General features: G+C 39.0%; 21 protein-coding genes. 3 read left to right on the top strand and 18 right to left on the bottom strand.

The features are described from left to right. The first annotated feature begins 3 nt into the window (after positions 1–3). From ACYQ3A_RS03280 to ACYQ3A_RS03270, 3 genes are read left to right on the top strand one after another with little or no spacing between them, the layout of a single operon-like run. The gene (locus ACYQ3A_RS03280) at positions 4–1,263 is read left to right on the top strand and encodes a terminase large subunit domain-containing protein (RefSeq protein WP_459895618.1); all 1,260 of its coding nucleotides are present in this window, start codon (positions 4–6) and stop codon (positions 1,261–1,263) included. Further along, entirely contained in the window at positions 1,254–2,603 is a 1,350-nt protein-coding gene (locus ACYQ3A_RS03275; protein ID WP_459895616.1) for a phage portal protein, read from the top strand. Before ACYQ3A_RS03280 ends, ACYQ3A_RS03275 begins: the two co-directional genes overlap by 10 nt. Beyond that, positions 2,591–3,562 (top strand): structural protein, encoded by a 972-nt coding sequence (locus ACYQ3A_RS03270; protein ID WP_459895614.1) that lies wholly within the window; start codon positions 2,591–2,593, stop codon positions 3,560–3,562. The genes ACYQ3A_RS03275 and ACYQ3A_RS03270 overlap by 13 nt, the downstream gene beginning before the upstream one ends. A gap of 241 nt (positions 3,563–3,803) precedes the next feature. Here ACYQ3A_RS03270 and ACYQ3A_RS03265 read toward each other — a convergent pair whose 3' ends face one another. The 18 genes from ACYQ3A_RS03265 to ACYQ3A_RS03180 all read right to left on the bottom strand — a co-directional run bounded on the left by ACYQ3A_RS03265 (position 3,804) and on the right by ACYQ3A_RS03180 (position 19,657). Next, positions 3,804–6,698, bottom strand: coding sequence for a phage tail tape measure protein (locus ACYQ3A_RS03265; RefSeq protein WP_459895612.1), 2,895 nt, complete (start codon positions 6,696–6,698; stop codon positions 3,804–3,806). Then, positions 6,698–7,237 (bottom strand): HK97 gp10 family phage protein, encoded by a 540-nt coding sequence (locus ACYQ3A_RS03260; protein ID WP_459895610.1) that lies wholly within the window; start codon positions 7,235–7,237, stop codon positions 6,698–6,700. The genes ACYQ3A_RS03265 and ACYQ3A_RS03260 overlap by 1 nt, the downstream gene beginning before the upstream one ends. After that, entirely contained in the window at positions 7,234–8,481 is a 1,248-nt protein-coding gene (locus ACYQ3A_RS03255) for a phage portal protein (RefSeq protein ID WP_459895608.1), read from the bottom strand. Before ACYQ3A_RS03255 ends, ACYQ3A_RS03260 begins: the two co-directional genes overlap by 4 nt. 73 nt (positions 8,482–8,554) lie before the next feature. Next, complete coding sequence (locus ACYQ3A_RS03250) at positions 8,555–8,836, bottom strand: hypothetical protein (RefSeq protein WP_459895607.1); 282 nt, start codon at positions 8,834–8,836, stop codon at positions 8,555–8,557. Next, positions 8,817–10,148, bottom strand: a complete 1,332-nt coding sequence (locus ACYQ3A_RS03245) for a hypothetical protein (protein WP_459895606.1) — start codon at positions 10,146–10,148, stop codon at positions 8,817–8,819. The genes ACYQ3A_RS03250 and ACYQ3A_RS03245 overlap by 20 nt, the downstream gene beginning before the upstream one ends. Beyond that, complete coding sequence (locus ACYQ3A_RS03240; RefSeq protein ID WP_459895605.1) at positions 10,141–10,461, bottom strand: hypothetical protein; 321 nt, start codon at positions 10,459–10,461, stop codon at positions 10,141–10,143. Before ACYQ3A_RS03240 ends, ACYQ3A_RS03245 begins: the two co-directional genes overlap by 8 nt. Beyond that, a complete protein-coding gene (locus ACYQ3A_RS03235; protein ID WP_459895604.1) occupies positions 10,454–10,783 on the bottom strand; it encodes a hypothetical protein in 330 nt (109 codons plus the stop codon). Before ACYQ3A_RS03235 ends, ACYQ3A_RS03240 begins: the two co-directional genes overlap by 8 nt. A gap of 42 nt (positions 10,784–10,825) precedes the next feature. After that, positions 10,826–11,800 carry a hypothetical protein gene (locus tag ACYQ3A_RS03230; protein ID WP_459895602.1) on the bottom strand — a complete coding sequence of 325 codons (975 nt, stop codon included), beginning with the start codon at positions 11,798–11,800 and terminating at the stop codon, positions 10,826–10,828. A 15-nt stretch (positions 11,801–11,815) separates the two neighbouring features. Further along, positions 11,816–12,160, bottom strand: coding sequence for a DUF2190 family protein (locus ACYQ3A_RS03225; protein ID WP_459895601.1), 345 nt, complete (start codon positions 12,158–12,160; stop codon positions 11,816–11,818). A 22-nt stretch (positions 12,161–12,182) separates the two neighbouring features. Further along, a complete protein-coding gene (locus tag ACYQ3A_RS03220; protein ID WP_459895599.1) occupies positions 12,183–13,085 on the bottom strand; it encodes an HK97 family phage prohead protease in 903 nt (300 codons plus the stop codon). Between the two features lie 82 nt (positions 13,086–13,167). Continuing rightward, complete coding sequence (locus tag ACYQ3A_RS03215; RefSeq protein ID WP_459895597.1) at positions 13,168–13,815, bottom strand: hypothetical protein; 648 nt, start codon at positions 13,813–13,815, stop codon at positions 13,168–13,170. Continuing rightward, positions 13,812–14,990 carry a baseplate J/gp47 family protein gene (locus tag ACYQ3A_RS03210; protein WP_459895595.1) on the bottom strand — a complete coding sequence of 393 codons (1,179 nt, stop codon included), beginning with the start codon at positions 14,988–14,990 and terminating at the stop codon, positions 13,812–13,814. The genes ACYQ3A_RS03215 and ACYQ3A_RS03210 overlap by 4 nt, the downstream gene beginning before the upstream one ends. Before the next feature lie 3 nt (positions 14,991–14,993). Continuing rightward, positions 14,994–15,419 carry a hypothetical protein gene (locus ACYQ3A_RS03205; protein ID WP_459895594.1) on the bottom strand — a complete coding sequence of 142 codons (426 nt, stop codon included), beginning with the start codon at positions 15,417–15,419 and terminating at the stop codon, positions 14,994–14,996. A gap of 1 nt (position 15,420) precedes the next feature. Then, positions 15,421–16,041, bottom strand: coding sequence for a hypothetical protein (locus tag ACYQ3A_RS03200; protein ID WP_459895593.1), 621 nt, complete (start codon positions 16,039–16,041; stop codon positions 15,421–15,423). A gap of 69 nt (positions 16,042–16,110) precedes the next feature. Then, the gene (locus ACYQ3A_RS03195; RefSeq protein WP_459895592.1) at positions 16,111–16,695 is read right to left on the bottom strand and encodes a hypothetical protein; all 585 of its coding nucleotides are present in this window, start codon (positions 16,693–16,695) and stop codon (positions 16,111–16,113) included. Next, a complete protein-coding gene (locus tag ACYQ3A_RS03190) occupies positions 16,673–18,091 on the bottom strand; it encodes an AAA family ATPase (protein ID WP_459895591.1) in 1,419 nt (472 codons plus the stop codon). Before ACYQ3A_RS03190 ends, ACYQ3A_RS03195 begins: the two co-directional genes overlap by 23 nt. Positions 18,092–18,318: 227 nt before the next feature. Beyond that, positions 18,319–18,984, bottom strand: a complete 666-nt coding sequence (locus ACYQ3A_RS03185) for a hypothetical protein (RefSeq protein WP_459895590.1) — start codon at positions 18,982–18,984, stop codon at positions 18,319–18,321. A 19-nt stretch (positions 18,985–19,003) separates the two neighbouring features. Further along, entirely contained in the window at positions 19,004–19,657 is a 654-nt protein-coding gene (locus ACYQ3A_RS03180) for an ORF6C domain-containing protein (RefSeq protein WP_459895588.1), read from the bottom strand. Positions 19,658–19,659: the final 2 nt, after the last annotated feature.

Genomic DNA, 19,659 nt, shown 5'->3' with positions numbered 1-19,659 from the left:
GAGATGGCAATTCTCCTGCCGTATCAGGTTGAAATAGTTAAAGGAATTGATTCCCACAAATTCAGTGTGGCGAAAATGGCAAGACAGACAGGAAAGTCCTTCGTAGTTTCCTACTGGGCAACAAAAAGAGCAGCTACAAAGCCGAATCACACAATAGTTGTAGTCTCTCCAACAGAAAGACAGTCAAAGCTATTTGTTGACAAAGTAAAACTCCACGTAAAAGCAATGAAGTTAACGGGAGTTAAGTTTTTTGAAAATGCAGAACTTAAAAAGTTAGAGGTCAACTTTCCAAACGGAAGTCAGATAATAGCCCTTCCTGCCAACCCTGACGGTATCAGAGGTTTCTCCGGTGATGTCATAATGGATGAAGTTGCTTTCTTTAGAGACTGGCAGGAAGTTTACAGAGCTGTTTTCCCCATCATTACCAGAAAAAAGGACTACAAACTGATAGCCATATCCACCCCTTTTGGTAAAAACGACCTTTTCTATTACCTGTGGAGCATAAGTGAGAACAATCCCAAGTGGTTCAGATACTCCCTGAACATTTTTGAGGCAGTGGAAAAAGGGCTTTCCGTTGACATAGAGGAACTCCGAGCAGGCATAAAAAACGAAGATGCATGGAAAACGGAATACCTTGTTGAATTCATAGATGAAGCCGATGCAGTCCTTCCTTACGAATTAATTCAAAAGTGTGAAATGCCAAAAGAAGAAATCCTTGCAAAAGACATAAGAAAGCTCAAAGGAGACCTATACTGCGGGGTTGACGTCGGAAGGAGAAAAGACCTGACAGTTATCACTTTACTTGAAAAGCTCGGAGACGTTCTCTATTTAAGGAGAATAGAAGAGCTAAAAAAGACCCCTTTCAGAAAACAGCTTGAAATAATTGACCATTACGCTTACTACTGCCGTAAATTGGCAATAGACGAAACAGGAATTGGAATGCAACTTGCAGAAGAACTGAAAGAGAAAAGAGGCTCAAAAATCCTTCCTGTCCACTTTTCAGCCAAAACAAAGGAAGAACTTGCGGAAAAGCTCCGTGTGAAATTCCAGGACAGGCTAATACGAATTCCATCAGATCCCGACTTGAGGGAAGACCTGCACTCCGTTAGGAAAACTGTAACTGATGCAGGCAACATAAGGTATGAAGGTTCTACGAAAGAAAGCCACGCCGATAGGTTCTGGAGCTTAGCATTAGCCGTTTACGCTGCAGGTCAAAAAACCTTTAACTTCATCTTCAAGGGGGTAAAAATCCCATGGCTATAAACTTTGACCTTGACTACCAGTTTCTCAAAGATTCCTACACAGGAAGAGGTGGATACCTTGACGGAAAATACCTCGTTAAATTTCCCAACGAAAGCGATGAAAAGTTCAAGAACCGCAAAGAATACACTCCTTTTTTCAACTTCTGCAAGAAAATCGTCAACTCAATAGTTGGACACGTTTTCAAAAAATCTCCTGTCAGAAAAATAGAAGATTCTCCATGGTATGAAACCTTTATGAACAACACAGATCGGCGGGGAACTTATATAGATGACAAAATGAACCAACTCCTTAAACTTACCCTTATTAACGGAGTAATCTTCACAATTGTTGATAAACCAAGAATCTCCGTAAAAACAGCATTAGAAGAAAAAGAGCTCAAAGTTTTTCCATACATTACTTTCAGAAAGCCAACACAACTACACGACTACTCAATAGATGAGTTTGGAAATCTTACATACATCGTATTTAAAGAAGTCAATCCCGAAAATCCTCAGAACTTTATCTACCGTAAGTACACCGAAAATGAATGGTTTATAGCAGACGATGACCAATTTTCAAAAATAAGAGACTCTGGAGAGCATAAACTTGGAGTGGTTCCTGTAATTCCTTTCTCTGTTACCCAGCTTGAAGACGACGAAGTTCTCTCCACTCCTTTCATCCTTGAAATAGCAAGACTCCAGAAAGACTTTTACAATGTCGTTAGTGAATTAAGAACAATTTTGAGAGACAACACCTTTCCTATTCTTACCTTCCCTATAAAAGATGATTCTTCAGTAGAAGCTCTCAGAAATCAGGGACTTTCCCTTTCCACAAACAACGGACTCCTCTATAACGCAGAAGCTGGAGCAAAACCCGAATTCATAGCTCCACCTTCTGAACCTGCGGAAGTTTACCTCTCTTACATGGAAGTCCTTATAAGACAAATCTTTAAAGAAGTGAACCTTGACTTTGCAAATTCAAAAGCTGAATCTGGACTTGCCAAACAGTACGATTACCTTGAGTTCACTACAATGCTTGTGAACTTTGCTAATGCCTTAGAAGCTTGTGAGTACAGAATCGCAGAACTTGTAGGAAAGTGGCTTGACGAAGAATTCAAAGGCTATATTGAATACTCCAAACAGTTTACAATTCTCGACGCTGAACAGTTCATAAACAACGTTCTTACAGTCCTTGACAGACCTGACTTGCCGCCAATACTTCACAACGAACTTATGAAACTTACAGCAAGGTTTATTTTAAACCCATTTAAAGATGAAAAAGAACTTGATCAGATAGAAAACGCCATAGACTCAAGTGAGGACTACGAGCTGAAACTGAGAGCTGAAGGATGGAACAGTTAGAAAGAGCAAGACAAGAAGTCCTTAATTACCTTGAAGAAAACCTTGACCGTTTATCAAAAGATCAAGAAAAACTCGTAGAAGAAATAATTGCTTATCTTTCCGCTAAAGACTACGTAATAGACAGAAAGCTCCTGAAGATGATTTATGAAATAATAGAAGAAAACTACCGCTTCATAGAAACCTTCCTTAAAAACCTTACAGTTGAGAAACTACCTCTTCCAGGAGAAGTTGACAACAATGCCTTCAGACAAAAACTTCTTGATAGACTTTTCAACTTTCTTTACCCTGATGGGCTTAACCTTTCAGAAAGACTCTGGAAAAGAAAAGAAGAAGCAAAAAAAGAATTCTTCCAGGTTCTCAAACAGCAACTTCACCTAAGACGGTCAGCTGTCCAGACTGCTTATAAAATTCAGTACCACATGGAAAAGAAGCTTGGCAGAAAGTTTGCAAAGCTAACGAAAGAAGAAATAAAACTCATAGAAAAGCTTCGCCAGAATGCTAAAGCTATGATAAAGGGAGAAATCTCAAAGAAAAAGTGGAATTCCATCTTAAAACAATACGAACGCTACATTGAACAAAGAAAAGAGACTGGTGTATTGCACGCTCACAAAACACTTTTAAGAGAACTTACAAGAGCTGTAGAAGAAGCCTCAACAAGGGCAGTTGATGAAGCAGTTCACTGGTACATGTATAACAAGCAACTCTATAACCTTAAAAGGATAGCCAGAACAGAAACGGCAAGGATACTTAACACAGCAGTAGTGGAGGCTTACAAAGACAATCCCTTTGTAGTAGGATTCAAGTGGAATCTAAATCCAGCTCACAAAATAACAGACATCTGCGATAAATATGCTTCGGTTGATTTTGGTCTTGGGAAAGGAGTCTTTCCTGCAGATAGATTGCCGATGTGTCCTGCTCACCCTAATTGTATGTGTAAGCTCACTCCAGTATTCAAATAATTAACCATAAATCTGGGATATTTTGAAAAAATATGGAACACCGTGTAAAAACAAAAAAATTTGGAACAGGGACGTGATAAATAACGGGACTTACAGGGATTTGGCGGGATATTCTGGGACAGAGAATATTAGTGTATGATGAAAGTGGGGCGTTCCATTTTTTCTGCATGGTGTTCCATTTTTCTTGTATAGTGTTTCATCTTTTGTTGTATCCATCGGGTTGCTACCTTTCATAATATTCTTATATACCCTCTACAAACTCAGAAAATGAAATATTAGGTAAGTTAGCTTCTATTCCTTCAGCAATTTCTTTTCCTAATTTCCTGGCATTTGAAATTGGAGTATTAGTGTGAATGACTATTTGTCGGATATAGACAGTGTTAACACTTCTCTTTTCTGTCTTTTGAATTGTAGCCCTGGAGTATTCAACCTCAGGTAAACGAGGAAACTCTATTTCAGGAAGCAGTCTCTGTGGAAAGATACCTGTTATCTGTGGAAATTTAAAAGGTAAAAGTTTAGGAACTAAAGGAAACTCCTGCTTCAGTTTAGGAAGCCTAAAGGCTTGGAGGTTGGGAATTATATTCAAGACTTGATTGAGCTTCGGAAGTCCAAAAGATAAAACTTTTGGAATTATAGAAAGTGTATGTGTTAATCTCGGAAGAGAAGGAATCTTAAATGCTTGTATAGTTGGGATAACTCTTAAAATCTGTTTTAAATCTGGAATCTTGAAGGGTAAAAGTTTAGGGACTAAAGAAAATATATGCGTAGGAGAAAAAGAGCTGAAGATAGATTTCAGTTTCCCTACCACTGTATTCACTTTGTAGATTAGAGGATCTCCTTTTATCCCTTCGGCAAATGTTTTCACAAATGCCAGTCCTGTTCTGTGAAGATCTGATAGTGGTCCTTCTTTTGCAGGTGAAAAGGGAAGGAAGTTCCTGATTTTTCTTACTACCTCTTTTACAGCATTGACCGGTTTCATAAGGGTAGATTTAATTCCTTCTGTTAGAGTCTCCAGGATTCTTTTTCCTGCTTTAAAAAGATTTATGGATTTAATAAAGTCGTATAGTTTCTTAAATGCCATGATTGGAAATGTTGTTGGATTAATCCATAGGTAAACTTTCAGGAGAGTTCCCCAATATTTGGTTACAAGACCAACAGCAGAAGCTGTTAAATTGATGAAGAACGCAAGACCACTGGCAATTTTACCTATTATCCAGGCTATACCTTTTGCGGCTTGAAGTCCCAATCTTGCAAATGTTAGAAAAGCATTATTGTTCGGTTTAACATCCAATCCGAATAGTCTGCCTACTGCATTAATCAGTGGAGATATAGCCCGTCCAAGATTAGCGAAAGCCTCTTTTATAGGCTGAAGAGCCTGCTTGATGTAGGAAAAACCTTCCTTAAATCCCATGAAGAAAGCTTTAATCCTGTCCAAGTACAAATATTGCCAGATGGCAGAGAAGGATTTCTTGACTTTATCCCAGTTTTTATAAATGAGGTAGGCACCAAATGCTATAGCTGTGACAACTGCCCCTATTGGAGTAAATGTGAACCGGATTGCTTGAATTGTGGCTGTTTTGATTACCGAAGCTGCAAGTCTCAATGCTGGAACAAAACCTGTAACTAAGCTCCTTGCTGTTGAAACAGAAAATGTACGAATTGCTTCAAAAGCAGAAACAGCAGTTCTTTTTATTTCCGTAAAGACGGATTTAAATATGCTTCTGTAGGAAACGGTTTGTCTCATCGGCACAATATAATTCATGGTGTTCGGCTGTACAGCCGTTCCAAACTTCAGCACATTGATAGTTTCTTTTAGAGATTTTTTTAGAGTTGCAAGCGAAGCTATTCCTTTTACAATCCCCATTCCCAGGAGTCCAAGAACAGCCAGAAACCCACCAACGGCGAGAGTCAGAGCTCCAAAAGCTCCAACAGGAAGGAAAACTATTTTCGCAAGAGTTTGATGCTGATTTATAAAAGTTGCAATTGGTGAAAGAACGTAAGTAAATGTAGAAGCAATAGCATTAAGAGGAGGAAGGAAAACAGAACCTATGGTTGTAGCTATGTTAGAAAGAGTATTTTTAAGTTTTTGGAACTGGGCAGCAGTTGTTTCTGAAAGAGCTTGAAACTCCTGTTCCATTGAGCCTAAGTATTTCTTTCCAGATATTTCGGCTAATTTTTGTTTGAGACTATCAATATTATTCACAAATACTGCCATCTTTGTTGCATGTTCAGCTCCAAACAGCTTTGCAAGCGCATTTATTCTCTCCGTGCTGGATAACTTTTTAAGACCTTCAAACAATCTTACAAGTGCCTGTTCAGGATGAACCTTTTGAAGTTCCAAAAATTCTTGTCTTGTTATACCAAGCTTTCCCAGTACACCCATTATATCTTTATTCATTGATAGAAGTCTTTGAAGAGACATGCTTAAAGCTGTTCCAACTACTTCGGAAGCATAACCTGCTTCCTTCATCGCTGCACCAAAAACAGCTGCGTAACGGGCGCTTAGACCAAACTGCTGAGCTACAGGACCAACTCTTTTAAGAATATCAATTATGTCCCTTGCCTCAGCTCCCATCGTGTTGGACAGATAATTGATAGTATCTCCTACTTCTTTTAGTAGTTTAATCGTCGGTATCCCAAAGGCTTTTTTAATTTGACCAAAAGCTTTACCTGCTTCTTCCGGTAACATGTCAAAAGCAAAAGCTGCTTTAGTAACCATCTTGGTAAATTCAATTAACTGTTTTCCTTTTAAAGTGGAATCCATTTGAGCAAGGCTTGCTGAAAGTCTCGCTATTTCATTCCGGGAGATAGGTATCTCTGTGGAGAGTTTCATGAAAGCCGTGGAATATCTTGTGAGCTCTCTTTCTGAAGCTCCAACGACTTTGTTAAATTCTGCCATAACCTGTTCATACTTAATGGCTTCATAGACTGGAAAAGCAAAGGTTCCTGATATTGTTCCACCAATAACGGCAAGCTGTTTCCCCAGCTCTGCCAGTTTGTAGGAAGCTCCCCATAGATCTTCAAGAGCTTTCTTTGCTTTTTGAGTTTCTATATGAAGCTTTTGAAGAGGAGAAGTAAACCTATCAACAACTTCAAGAACTACGCCAACTTTAAACCAGTCAGCTGTCCAATCCATTATTTACCTCGGATTATGGTCTTAATTACATGTCCAGGAAATTCTTTCGCAACTTCTGTTTTTGCTTTTTCAAAGAATCTCTTAGGTTTGATTGTTGCTTGCTTTCGTAACTTGAATTGAGGTTTTGGTTTGCCTTTGCCTTTTTGAACGTAGATTACACCATCTTTAACAAACACAGAATAACCATCCATCTTTGCAGCATCCAAGTAAACTCGTACACTTCCAAACTTTTCAACTTTCTTTCTAACTTTTTTGGAAACAGGAATCGCCAGATATTTGGCTTTAAAGGGCTTAATTGTTGCTCCAAATTCGTGAGCTGGGGCGTATTCAATATTGGTGCCAACAACTGCCCAGCCTTTTCCATACTCTATTTGAATAGACCTTCTTAAAGTTCCCGTATCGTGGGGTGCATTTTCAACTGCCACTTTTTGAGCTAATGATGCCATATTTTTTAAAACTTGCTGACGGCGTTGCTCAAATTCCTGAAGATTTTTCTTTATCCAGTTGTTAAGTTTGTCAAACCCGAATGTTCCACTCATTTCTCACTCTCATTCCAGTTTTTGTCCGGATTGTAGTCAGATTGTTCAGCTTGAACGATTTCAGGTAGGAGATCCTTGACGACTTCTCTACCCTCTTCTGGAGAAATGATTCCACTTCCAACAAGCTGTGCAACAGACCTGACAACTGCCTCAAGGTCTTTTTTGCTCGGCTCTGGAAATTGAACAGTCGTTTTATAAGAAGAAAACTTTTTACCTTCATAAGCTTCAAGGGTTTTAAGAATTAATCTGTTAGCTTTCTGGAGAGCTTCCTTCCAGATTAACTGACGTCTTTTGGTTTTTCTGATTATTGGGTGAAGCTGTTCTTTTACGCTTGCCCAGGATGAAGGAGTATGAGAACCGAATAGAAATTCTGGAGTTTCGGAGAGGACAACTATGTTGTAAAAAAGAGTTTGCAGAAAGTCTTTGAGTTCTCCAAAGGGTCTTTGGGATTCAAGGAAATAGGCTTTGCTGCCTGAGGGTAAAACAAGAGCTTTCTGAGAAGTCCATTTTCCTTCTTTGATTTGTTTTTCAAGGGATTGTGTATCCTCTGTTTCTATTACAGGGATTGGTGTACCGTGGTACTTAATATTTTTCCTGGCAGCTTCAATAATGTCTTCGTAAGCTTTGATAACCTTATAGAGAGCCTCATTTATATCGCCAGTTCCGTAAAGTTCACCATTAAACCTTTCATAGGCAATATGAACGATAGGAATTTCCTTGATGCGGTTAGGACGGATTTCTGTAAGTTTGCCGTTTCTGAAAAGTCTAATACAATCTTTTGTTAATTCCTGTCTTATTTCCTCTCCACCAAGTTCAAGAGGTAGTCTGTGGGTTATGATAACTTTTTCATAATTTCTGAGGTCGAGAGGGTTAGGTTTTATGGACACTTTACTTGGAAATAGAGAGATGAGATCAATGCCGTTGTTGTAGCCAACGAATATGTAGCTGTTCCCGCAAAGTGAAGAATCTCTTGCTGTTGAAATCAGAAGTTCATGATTGTCCGCCCAGATTTCGTTGAGTATCTCCTGAGCTTCTTCATCTTCTGCCTCGATAGAGGGAAGTTCTGAGAAGAGAAAGCTTGCAGATATGTTAACAATCGCTTTGATAAAGAAGTTTTCTCTATAAGCTTTTTTCAGGATTTCAGGATCAAGTTGAGATAAATCATCCTCGGTGGAAGACAGAAAGTTGTCAATGAGGGTGGCAACTTTTCGAATGGGTGAACGGAAAATGTCAAAAAAGCCCATACTGAACTCCAGAGGGTTTTAGAGGAAATTAGGGATAGAGCTTGGATTTGATTAGGACAGATGGGACAGAAAATCAGGCGGTTTGTTTTTGTTCCATTTCTCGGGATAAATACTTCTTTAGACTTTGAAACCTATCAGGGAGACAATTGGCAAAAAGTTCCAGATTACCGTAAAGTTTTTCTATTTCGGAAGAGTGCTTCTTGAAGAATTCATCAACTTTAGGTTTAAGGACGGAAACACTAAGGGCTCTCTCAAGGACAGGAGCATCTGTAGCAAGAAATTCGTCATCGTCAAATCCTTGCTCTATTAGAATGTTAATATATCTTTCAAGTTCTTTAAGGTTTTCCTTTGCCATCACCCAACCTTCTAACTTCCTTTTCAATTCCTTTAGATTTACCAGCTCTTTTAAGCATTTCTTCCTGCTCTTTTACATAATTTAAGACCCTTTCCATTGGAGTGCTACCAAATTCTTCCCCTGGTTTGAAGAATGTTCTCACTTTCAGTGTTTCCGCATCGATTATCGCAAGAGAGCCTGTTTTGAATTTGACAAAAAGGTATTTTCCGGGACCTTCTATGTCGTCAAAATAAAAAACCCTTGAAGCTTTAAGAATTGTATCTCTTACAAGCTCTTGCAGTTTCTTCTTGTACTTTTGCTTGCTTTCTTCTGTTAGGTTTTCCCACTTAACTTTGAAAAATTCTGAGAGGTGTTTTTGAAGCTTCTTTTCGAACTCTTTTTCTGACTGCCATTCCAGGGTTTCCCTTCTTGCCATGCTGAAAATAGTAGAACACTTTTTTATGTCCCTGGTCTTCCTTTTGCTGAATTCTCTTTCTTCTTTTGAAACAAGATCCGTGTTTTTTGTTGCTACCGGAACTGCAACACATGTACAGTGCGGATGCATGGGAATGTCATTGGCAACTTCCCTTTTGAAGATTCTTTCACAACGGGCTTCGCACTTAGGGCAGGGAGATTTACCACACAGCCATTTGATTTCCGTTACTCCCATCTTCTGCCAGATAGCAAGATTACTCTGAGTGTAAGCTCTGGCAGTTTCTGTCCTGGCTATGGCAACTGCTCTACTGTAAGAATCTCTAAATACTTTGTTTGAGGGTAAGGGAAGTTTTGCGATTCTTCTTGCTATTTTTGGAATTGACTCTCCCTGTAAGATTCCAAGAGAAAGCTCTTTCTTGATGGCATTGATAAGATCGTCGGAAAGCTTGTCTGAAAAAGTCAAAGCATAAGTGGTTAGAAACTTTACTGTTTCTGTGGGAACCTTAAAAAGAGAAGTTGCAACCGGAACGGCGTCCGGGAACTCTTTTTGGATTAATTTTGCAAGCTCTTCTGTATGTTTCTCAGCATTTGCTTTTTGTTTTTGAATTTGTTCTTTCAAGAGGTTGTTAAGTTTTTTATTAAAGCCTTCTTGCTCTTTGGAACCGTAAATGATTTTGTCTATTTCCTTTTTTAGTTTATTGAGTCTCCAGGCTTGATAAGGTGTAACTTCATCATCCTCCTGGGCAAGTAGATGAACTACTTCTTTTTGAGTTTCCTGAAGAAGTTTGATAACTTCCTTTTCGAGAGCTAAGCCGTCTTTGAGCATTCTCTTTCTTGCTTCAAGAGCAAGGCGTTTAAGTTTGCTGTGAAGTTTTTTCTTTTTCCTATCATCAGACATCGACAAGCTCCAGTTCTACCTTTAGTGCTACTCTTTTGCTTCCTATCATATAATCCTGCAGAGAGATTATTCTAAATGTTCTTCCATAGGCAGTAAGCTGGTCCCCAACTTCAATATCTATCTCTCCAGGAAGAAAAGCGGTTGAGGTGCTTTTTTCTATAAATCCTAATTCATCAGTGGAAGCTTTTGTGGATGGAAGAGGTAAATAACCTTCAGTCGTGAAAGATGTCCCACTGGATTTCAAGATAACGATTTCTGTTTTTTCAAAAGGAAATTTTTCAAAAAGTTTTTCAAAGGTTTCAGGGCTAATCATAAACAGGTTCCTCCGGTGGAAGTTTTACAATGCCACCAGCAAACTTAATCTTTGATTCTTCTTGTTTTAGAAGTTTTTCATAATGGGAAAGCGTTTCTTTTAAGCTGTTGAGTCTATCTGTTTCTCTTGCCTCAAGGTCTCCAATCCTTGCTGACTGGAGGGAAGAAATTTCTCTCACAATAAGAGCAATACAAAGTTTATAAAGAGCAATGTTTTCATTTGGCTCATTAACATAGTCACTCGCAAGCTCGATGGCGATTTCTTCGGATGCAAATGGAAGCCGTATTAAGGCTTTCTGGGCAATTGTTTTCGGATCAGTCATCTGGTCACTCCTGAAGAAAAGAGGGCGAAAAGCCCTCAATTATTAAGGAAGCTTGATCTTAATTCCTGTTCTTGTATCTGTAATGATTCCGTTGTAGCGTTCAGTGAAAACGATGTCTATAGACTGCGTTGTAATGTTGAAATCCCTATCAACTCTCAGACCCTGCCTGTGCTGGTAGTACTGATCAGTCTTTGGAAGAGTAAGAGTGATTGGATCGGTTGGATCATAGTGAACGGTATCTATAACCTCAAAATCAAAAGTCAGTCTTTCTCCTCTTTCAGCTGCAACGGCAGAATCTTTCTTTGCCTGTAAGAGTGCAGCTGCAATTTCAGGAGCACAGACTGCAATTGGTTTCTTGAGGTAATCTCTTCCAACGTTTCTTCTAAGCTTTGCCCATGCAGTATTTAGAGTCTTTATCCAGGAATCTGTGAAGCTTATCTCTTCATACTTTGTATTTTTCAAAAGATTCCACATGAATTTCGCTTTGTTGTTAACAGCTTCTACTTTGGCTCTCCAGATGGCATCTTCTATTTTCCACCACTTATTGTCTTCAAGCCAATTTCTGTAGAGTCTAATTCCTGCTGCATAGGTAAGGTTCTTAAGTGCTACTGTTTTGCCTTTAGTGAAGTAAGTGAATTCAACCGTTTCACCAGGCTTGAGTTCCTTGAAGGTTACAGCCTGACTTCCTACTTGGTATTCTTCAAATTCGGAATCGGAATTTACTGTTCTAAATATCTGCATCCAGCGGTCGTCAACTTCAGGGAGTATCTTGTCGAGATCCACAACTACAGGCTTGGGAGGTTTCATTGCTTCTGGTGGATAGGAAGCAGCAGCTTGAAGTTTTGCTTTGAGGATTTCCTCTCCTCTTTCTCTTGGAATAGGAGTTCCGGTTTCATCGTAAAGACCTGCTTTTAAGAACTTATCGACAGCAGAAAGAAAATCATTTCTCAGTTTTCCATCATCAAGAATCTGGCTTGCATGAATCTTCTCTGGATCTTTGACAATTATTCCCGGCATTTCCAATAACCTCCGTTAATAAAGTTCGGGCATAAGGGTTATGTAAACAGTTTCTTCACCACTTGCCTTTGCTTTAAAGGCTTTCCCTACTTTTGGATTGGTGTCGTCAGATTCGTCATACGGCTTTACTTTTCCATTTCCTGCATACTGAAGAACGGTTCCACTCGCAATTTCAACGGATGAATCTGCTACCGGAACGTCAAAGACACCTCTCACCATTAGAATTCCTTCTTCTCCAGGCAGGATGTCTTCAAAAGGGACTCCTACCCAGTTACCTACCTTAACGAGGGTATCTTTCGCAAGAGTGTCAGTTCCAGTGTTAGTAATTCTTACTCTATCGTCCCGCTCGTATCTAAGCATTTTCAATTCCTCCTTTCAGGGTTTAGTAAGTCATGAATGGAGAGTCTTTTTCCCTGGTTTCTGTCTCAGTTGGCGGATTAATTGTCCCCGTCCCTGCAGTTAGCTTTGGAAGATTTTCTTTAAAGGTAGCTGTAAGCTTTTCTATTTGCTCTTTCGTCGTTGCAACTTCAAGTGATGCCTTCAGTATGTCTCTTACATCTTCTGGAACTTCGGAAAGTTTTTGTGCTTTCAGCTGGTCAAGTTCAAGCTTTGCTTTTTCGGCTTTGAGTTTCTCTACTTCTTCTGTTCTCGCTTTAAGTTCAGCCTGAAGTTTTTCGATTTCACCTTCTTTGAGTTTTAGTTCTGCCTGAAGCTTTTCTACCTGCGCCTGTAAAGCTTTAAGCTTCTCTTCCACCTTGTCCTCCGTATTATTAGGTTTTTTAGCATCAAGTCTTTTGGCATCTGGATGAGCACCTCTAAAGACGAGAGAGATTTCGTCTGCTTCAAAATCTTCAATGGTGATTACCCTCTCCTCCCCTTCTGAAACGGTGTATTCCTTGATTGATCCTCCAATAGAAACTGCTTTAATTGGAGTGGGTTTCATTTTTATTAGAGCAATGAGTTTTTCCTGTCCCTGTTTCGGAATCCTCAAGAATGCTATGACTTCTTTTTCTTTGTCTCCTTTGATTTCTGTTTTTGAAACTACTCCAACAACGTTTTCTACACTCTCCCAATGCTCAAGCAGGACAGGTTTCCCTTTAAGGGTTTTCCCTGCTTTTTCAACTGCCCGGGAAGAGAAAACGACGGTTGTAGGCTCGTAATTAACAAGAGGAGTCATCTGTATTCCAGAAGAGATAGCCCTGACCGGGATTTCAACGTAATCATCTGTTTCCACTAAGTCATAACCTGAAGCAGAAGCCTGGAGAATAAGAGTTCTGTTTTCCATTTCCTTCTCCTGAAGGTTTCATGGAGATAGATTAAGGCAGGAAAGTAGAGTTGATTAGGACAGATGGGACAGAGTGAAAGAATCAGGCGTTCACAACAGGGTTATCAGTATCGGCAGAAGGTGGAAGGGGTTTCTGTTTTGCCCATTCAGCAAAAGAAAGCTGGGTCTTCCCTTCCATCTTTTCTTTTTCCCACTTCACGAGTAACTCACGGCAGTATTCCGAGGTGTTTTGCTCTGTGCAGGTTTTTGTTTTCTGATCCTGAGATGCTGTGGTTTCAGCCTGAGCTGTTTTTTTCTCTTTATTTAATTCTGGAGGAATGTATTCTATTAACTCAAGAACTGCCTCTATTCCATCCTCTACTTCCCTCGTTCTGAAAGAGGAGACCTGTACCTGCTTTATTCCTCTTGCTCGGGTGTGAACGTCAACAATTTTCCATACTGCAGGACGGGAGTTAACAAGCTTTGTGAAGAGCTTGTTAAGTTTTTCTGCTTTTTCAATCGCTGTTACTCCTGAGTCCTCATCATCGTAAAGGGAAAAGTTGATAGTGATTGACGCTGGTTCATAACCCTGATATTCACGAGAGAGGGACGAATTTCCGTCGCCAGACGTATCGTCCCAGCGAATGTTTTTCTGGATTTCAATGCCATTTTCGATTTCTACGGGAAGAATAGCTTCTTCTCCAGTCTCGCAGATTAACTTGACAACTTTCACATCTTCCATTGACATCATTCCGTCCCTTCAACTACCGTGATATTCAGAGAGTTAATTACTGGAAGTTCACCTTTTGCAACAGGAACGTCCGCCGATGGAGAGTTAATCTCAACTTTTGAAACTCCTGCAATTTCCATCAGAGGATAAATAAGGCTCGAAATCGTTACGTCTTTAGAGATTCTGAACCTACGGTTATCGTAATCAAAGATTACCGATTTGTATTCTTCGTTATATACAAAGAGAGCGTTTATTCTTCTTTCAGCTTCTGCTTTTATGAGGTCTATTTCCGTAAAACCTGGGTAAGTGTAAATGGTTACGTCAATATCTATAGCTTTGGGTGTTGGAGCCTTAACAAGGACGTCGGCTGCTGGAGTCTTTTTGAGATTCATTACCTCCTGAACTTTTGTTATCAGGTCACTTGTTGGAAGTCCGGCGGTAGAGACGATGTAAACGTCAACTGTTCCCTGCCCTCTTGGATGCTGGTCATCTATTTCAACGTCCACTACACCATCAATGGATAAAGCCCAGTACTTATAATAATCTGCTATTTGCAGCGACAAAGTAGCCCACCTTAAGATGCACCTCTGGCGTAAAGATTCATCGTCTTCCTGATCCGTTCCTTCCTCTATCAGCCAATCTGGAGAATTGTAAACGGAATCTATACCGGGTATGTAAGTGGTGAGTATGGAAATCATGCCTTCGCCGACATTGTATTTTGCACCTGTTTCTTCGGACTCAACTTTAACTGCAATTTCAGATTGACCATCCTGGAGGACTTTCTCTTCTATGGTTATGTAACGGAGTTCTTCCCCGAAGATATTAGGTGGAGTTTTGATGATGGTCCCCTTTGGTATTAAGACGTTTCCAGAAGTATCTTCTCTTCTGAATAGAACGTAGCCCACGGCTTTTTTGGCTGGTTTCCTTTCTATTCCCAAGCCTGCAGCATGTAGATCCAGCCAGCTGCCCCGTGCAGTAACAACAAAAAGATTAGGAACAATGTGTTCTTTGAGCAGGTCATAAAGTTGCTTAATAAGCTCAGAATTTACTTCAAGAAGTGTTCTATAGATACCACCTACGTTGTAGTTTGTGATTTTGGGATTCTTCTGTCTTGAAATTGCAATGCTTTCTGTAAGAAGTTCTTCGAAAGTAGGGTAATCAGTAATAGCTTGAAGGAGAACGTCATAATCAACCATAGCTTAGCCCTCTCTTGTGTTTACCACTCTTGCAACCACTTCGCCGGTATTTCTGTCAACAGAAATGATGAGATTAAAAGGGTTATTGAATCCAACAGGTGTAACGGTAAGAAGAATTTTTATAGAGCGAAGTGTTAAATCTTTTCTTGTTGCCTTTGCTTCCAGAACTCTTGGGTCTTTTTCAACCTCGTCTTCTATAGCTGATAAAAGGTCAAGCTCTGTAATAGGATCCCACTGGCGTTTAATGAAACGGTATAGATCAATGCCATAATCGGGATGGGCGAAATGAGAACCTTTCACCGTTTTAAGCCTGTTAATAATGTCCTGAGCCAGGCAGTAAAGGTCGGAAACCAGCGTCAGGTCCCCAGAAGGCAAAACCTGAAAATCCCCGTTTTGACAAAAAATGTCAATACCGAAATCAGCTGGCATTTTATTCTTCCCCCACTATTTGGTGAGGCTGACTTGTACTTCCACCGTCATCTCCTGTGTGGATGTGGATGTTGTAAGTCTCCCGAAGGGTTCTGAGAGAACCCTTCTTTCCATTCCAGTCAGAAATATCCTTGCTTGCTTTAATGTTTCCCTCAACAAACAAATCTCCATAAAAGTAGAATCCTGCTGGAGCTGTAAGCTCAACCTTGTTGTATTTCCCCTTCCAGAGATTGGGAATTATTTCGACCATATCGTTTGATGGATGATCAGGAATAGACTTAAAGTATGGAAGAAATCCGTCTATTACAGGGTAGGAAAGTTCTCCATAAAGAAAAGAAACCTTACAGATAGTTCCCCTTTCTGGAAGAAAGAAGATTCCTCTATTGTTTCCTATTCCAATTGCAAGAATTGGAACGTCAGGGATAACAAGGTCTGAATCTGCAAACTCTCCATTTTCTTTAAGCTCAATTAATCTGACGTCAGCTGAATAGAAGCAGTTAAGAAAAGAGGATTTGCCGGCAGAGGTGTAGACTCTTTCCACTTTTCCCAGAACTGGAGGAACCGGAATAATTCCAAGTTTCTCAATAAGCTTTTTCTGGTTTTCAAGATTTTTTCTAACCATAGTGGATAAAAAGATAGAGGGGAAAAGGAAGGAAAATTAGGACAGGTGGGACAAGGTTGTTAACCCCCTTTAATTAAGGAGATCAGATAAAAAAAAGGAATCATTGTTTGATACATTCTCTATTAATTTTGGCTCATATAAAAAAGAAAAAGAAGGATGGAGGGTTACCTGATGTACTTGTTTAAGGTAATTTCTCACTTCTACTTCTATAGAATTTCCCGCAAATAGTACAGGCTTAATGAAAACGTTGAACTCCTGAAAGTCGTTTAAAAACAAGAACATCAAGGCAAACTTTATCCCAAATTCAAACTTCTTAATGGTTTTTGAAGCCTTTTTTTCATCTACGGAAGACTTTACCTCGACCGGGAGAATGGCTAATTCCCTCCTCGTGAGGTTACATGCAAAGATGAGTGTTTCCGGTTTCTTGGCCTCAAAGGCAAAGAGCTTTATATCCTCATCTCGCCTTCCTCTCGTATCCACCTTTAACTGCCAAACCCTTTCGTAGTCGGTATCGTCTATTAGGATTTCAACCTGCTTCAAAGTTGCTTTTTTATCTTCTTCTTCCACTGTAATAGTAGAACCAACAACAAGCTCCTCAATGGCTCCAGAAAGCTTAATAAACCTTAGAATATCACTTTTTTTGACTTTCACCATTTCTTCTACTTGCCAGTTTGAATATCTCTTCTCTTAATATTCTTGAGTCTAAGAAAACCTTTTCTTGATTTTTGGCGAAGTCGCTCAGGAGTAGACCAAATCCTCTATCTTCATAGGGAATAATCTCTTCGCCACTAAAGAAGTAAGCACCCACACTTCGGGGCTCAAGAGATAGCCTTGGATCAAGCTCAAGGTACCCTATCAATTCTTCTAACTCTTCCTCAGGCAAGGCTTCTTTTAACTTTCCGAAAAGAAGATAGTTTTCCAGAACTCGAACAAAAAGCGTACTGTGCGTCGTAAGTAAAAGCTTATTTCCATTCTTAACAAAATCAATTAGAAACTCAGCAAATCTAACTTTTGTCTCTGGGTGAAGGTGAATTTCTGGTTCATCAATAATGAAGAACAACTTTCCCAATAAGTACGATTCAAAAAGCACGTAGAATAGAGAAAGTTGGTTAACCATTGAAGAGGAAAGGGTCATAGGAAGTTCAATGTCCGCTGATCTGTAGGAAAAGCTTGGAATTGGGACAACTTCTTCTGAAACTTCTACTTGGATCTGACCCTTAAGAATTTCTACGAGTTTACTAAGAAGTTTAGTATTCTTCATATTTAATACTGATTCAGGGGGTATTATTTTCATTTTATGCTTCTTAAACTCTGAAATCTCCAGTAAGGTATCAAATATCAGCTTCTCCACTGGCTCTGTGTAGGTTTTCCTTTCGTGGATTTTACCCTCAACTATTGACTCACTTTGAGCCTTAATGAGCTTACTTATTACTATTGGAATAGATGTTCTAAACGCTGGAAGGTAAAAAGTCTTGTCCACTCCTATCAAAGGTTTAATTAAGATATCTCTAAGAGTAATTGCCAATAAAACCTGAAATCTACTTTTAAGTTTATTGGGATCAACGAGGAAGTTAACTTTGTATGAATTCCTTCTCTTTTTTACACTACCAAGAAACGGTAAAAACCTATTTTTGTAGTCTGAATCATATCTTAGATATCGAATACGTTTTAGGAACTCATGGGGATCTATTTCTAACTCAAACTTTATAGCCTCATGGGGAATTCTATCCCCATAGATATCTGGTAACTCTTGATGCAAGTATTCCCCAAGAACTTTTTCAAAGAGTTTAATAACTTCCTCATTAATCCTTAGAAATGGGATATTACTGTCCTTTTTTACCAGTTTCTCTATCTGTTTTATGTAGGAAGAATGCAAGAGATAATTAAGAAAATCTGTTTCCTTCGGTTTATAGAATATGCTCCAAATTAGTTGGGATACATAAGTTTTACCAGAATTATTGGGGCCAACAAAAATAATGAGGTCCTTCCCAAGGTCTATTTCACACTCCTTCTTTATCGGTGGAAAACTCTTAATTTTAAGTCTTATCAACTTTTATCTCCGTAGTTTCTATCTTCCAGCTTCTATGCAAGAAGCCAAAACCTTTAAGTACTTATGTGCCAACCTATTGTAATCTGATTTCAAGGCAGCTACCTGCTCCAAACTGAGCCTAAGCTCTCCTGTTATAGGAGTGATTGTATAATTGTTACATATTCTGAGACAAATATTAAGTTTCATTTGTCTTTCTTTCCCCACGATTATTCACATTTTTCCGTCCTTTAATCATTCAATAATTCTCTACAAAACGGTCCAAGTCTCCAATTTTCATTTTTACAGTATTTCAGATAGGCTCTGTAGAGAGAAGAATTTCTTTTGTAAGGTTCTGAGTTATTAAGTACATAGAAGTGGAAGACATTCTTTTTCTCAGGTTCTATGTTCCTGTAAATGTCGAGAGCAACTTTGTTAGGCATTTTAATTCCGATAATTAGCTTCCCTCTGTTGTAAAAGTCAACGTAGGTATAAACTGGCAAATGCTTTGCTTCATCTAAGTATTCAACTACATAAGGTATAGAGGCAATAGCTTCAGAAAAGTCAAAAATTTTTCTATCAAACTCAACTAAAAGATGCAGATTTCCCAATTCGTCAAAACCATAATCAACACGAGATGCAAAACCCATAAGGATAGGATTCTTCTTAAGATTGTTAAGAATATCTTTTAAAGGTTTTTTGGGAGATGTGCTTTTAGAGATTTCTGTTTCATTGGAATTAGGAGTTGAAGAACTTTCTAAAGTTGGCTGTTCAGGAGCTGTTAATCCTACTATGAAAAAGGATATAAGAGCAATAATGCCAGCGGTTTTCTTGGATTTCTTCTTAATCCAAGCATAGACAAAATATCCGAAAGAAATGATAAATACTATGGCAAACAGATAAGCAAGAATTTCCATTGTCCCTCCTTATTAATTCTCATTTAGATTTTCTTTTCCTCGTTGCATACCTTGTATAGACATACCAGATATGTCCCGGTAAAGCTTCTCCAAGAGTTAGTGAAAACTTTTGAAGACAGTAAAGCTCTAAGTCTTCTTTTGATTTACCATTAGCTTTTGCTACTCCAAAAAGTTTTCTTAGTAAATACCGTTTGCTTATGTTTATGTCCCAAATTTTTCTTTTAACAAACTGGTTTAGCAAAGCACTTTCCCAATTTCTAAGGAACGTCAAAGCAGATTGATAATGCTTTCTTGGAAGCATCTTGTAATCGGTTATCTCATATTTGTCATGAATAACTTTCCAAACTTGGACAAATGCTTTCCTTCTTTCTCTGGCTGTTATTCCATGGGGACTGCGGATTCTATGTTCTCGAGCCTGCAACTCAAGTGGAACTATTCTGTGAACGAAGTCACGTAGAGTTTTACGTTCCTTTTCGGAAAGCTCGGGTTGTAATTGAGCCTTTACTTTTGAATTGTGAAAGTGGTTATGAATCTCTTTTTTTACATTCCCGAGTATAGAAACAAAGTTTTCCTTCCCTTTGATTTCTATTCCAGAAAAAAACTTTTGAACTTCCTCATCTTCCATTAGCTTTTCTAACTGCTTGAGCTTCTTTTCCAGATCCTCCCTTCCCATGG

The sequence above is a fragment of the Desulfurobacterium crinifex genome, from assembly GCF_054656775.1.
This window is presented reverse-complemented; position numbering and strand designations above follow the sequence as displayed.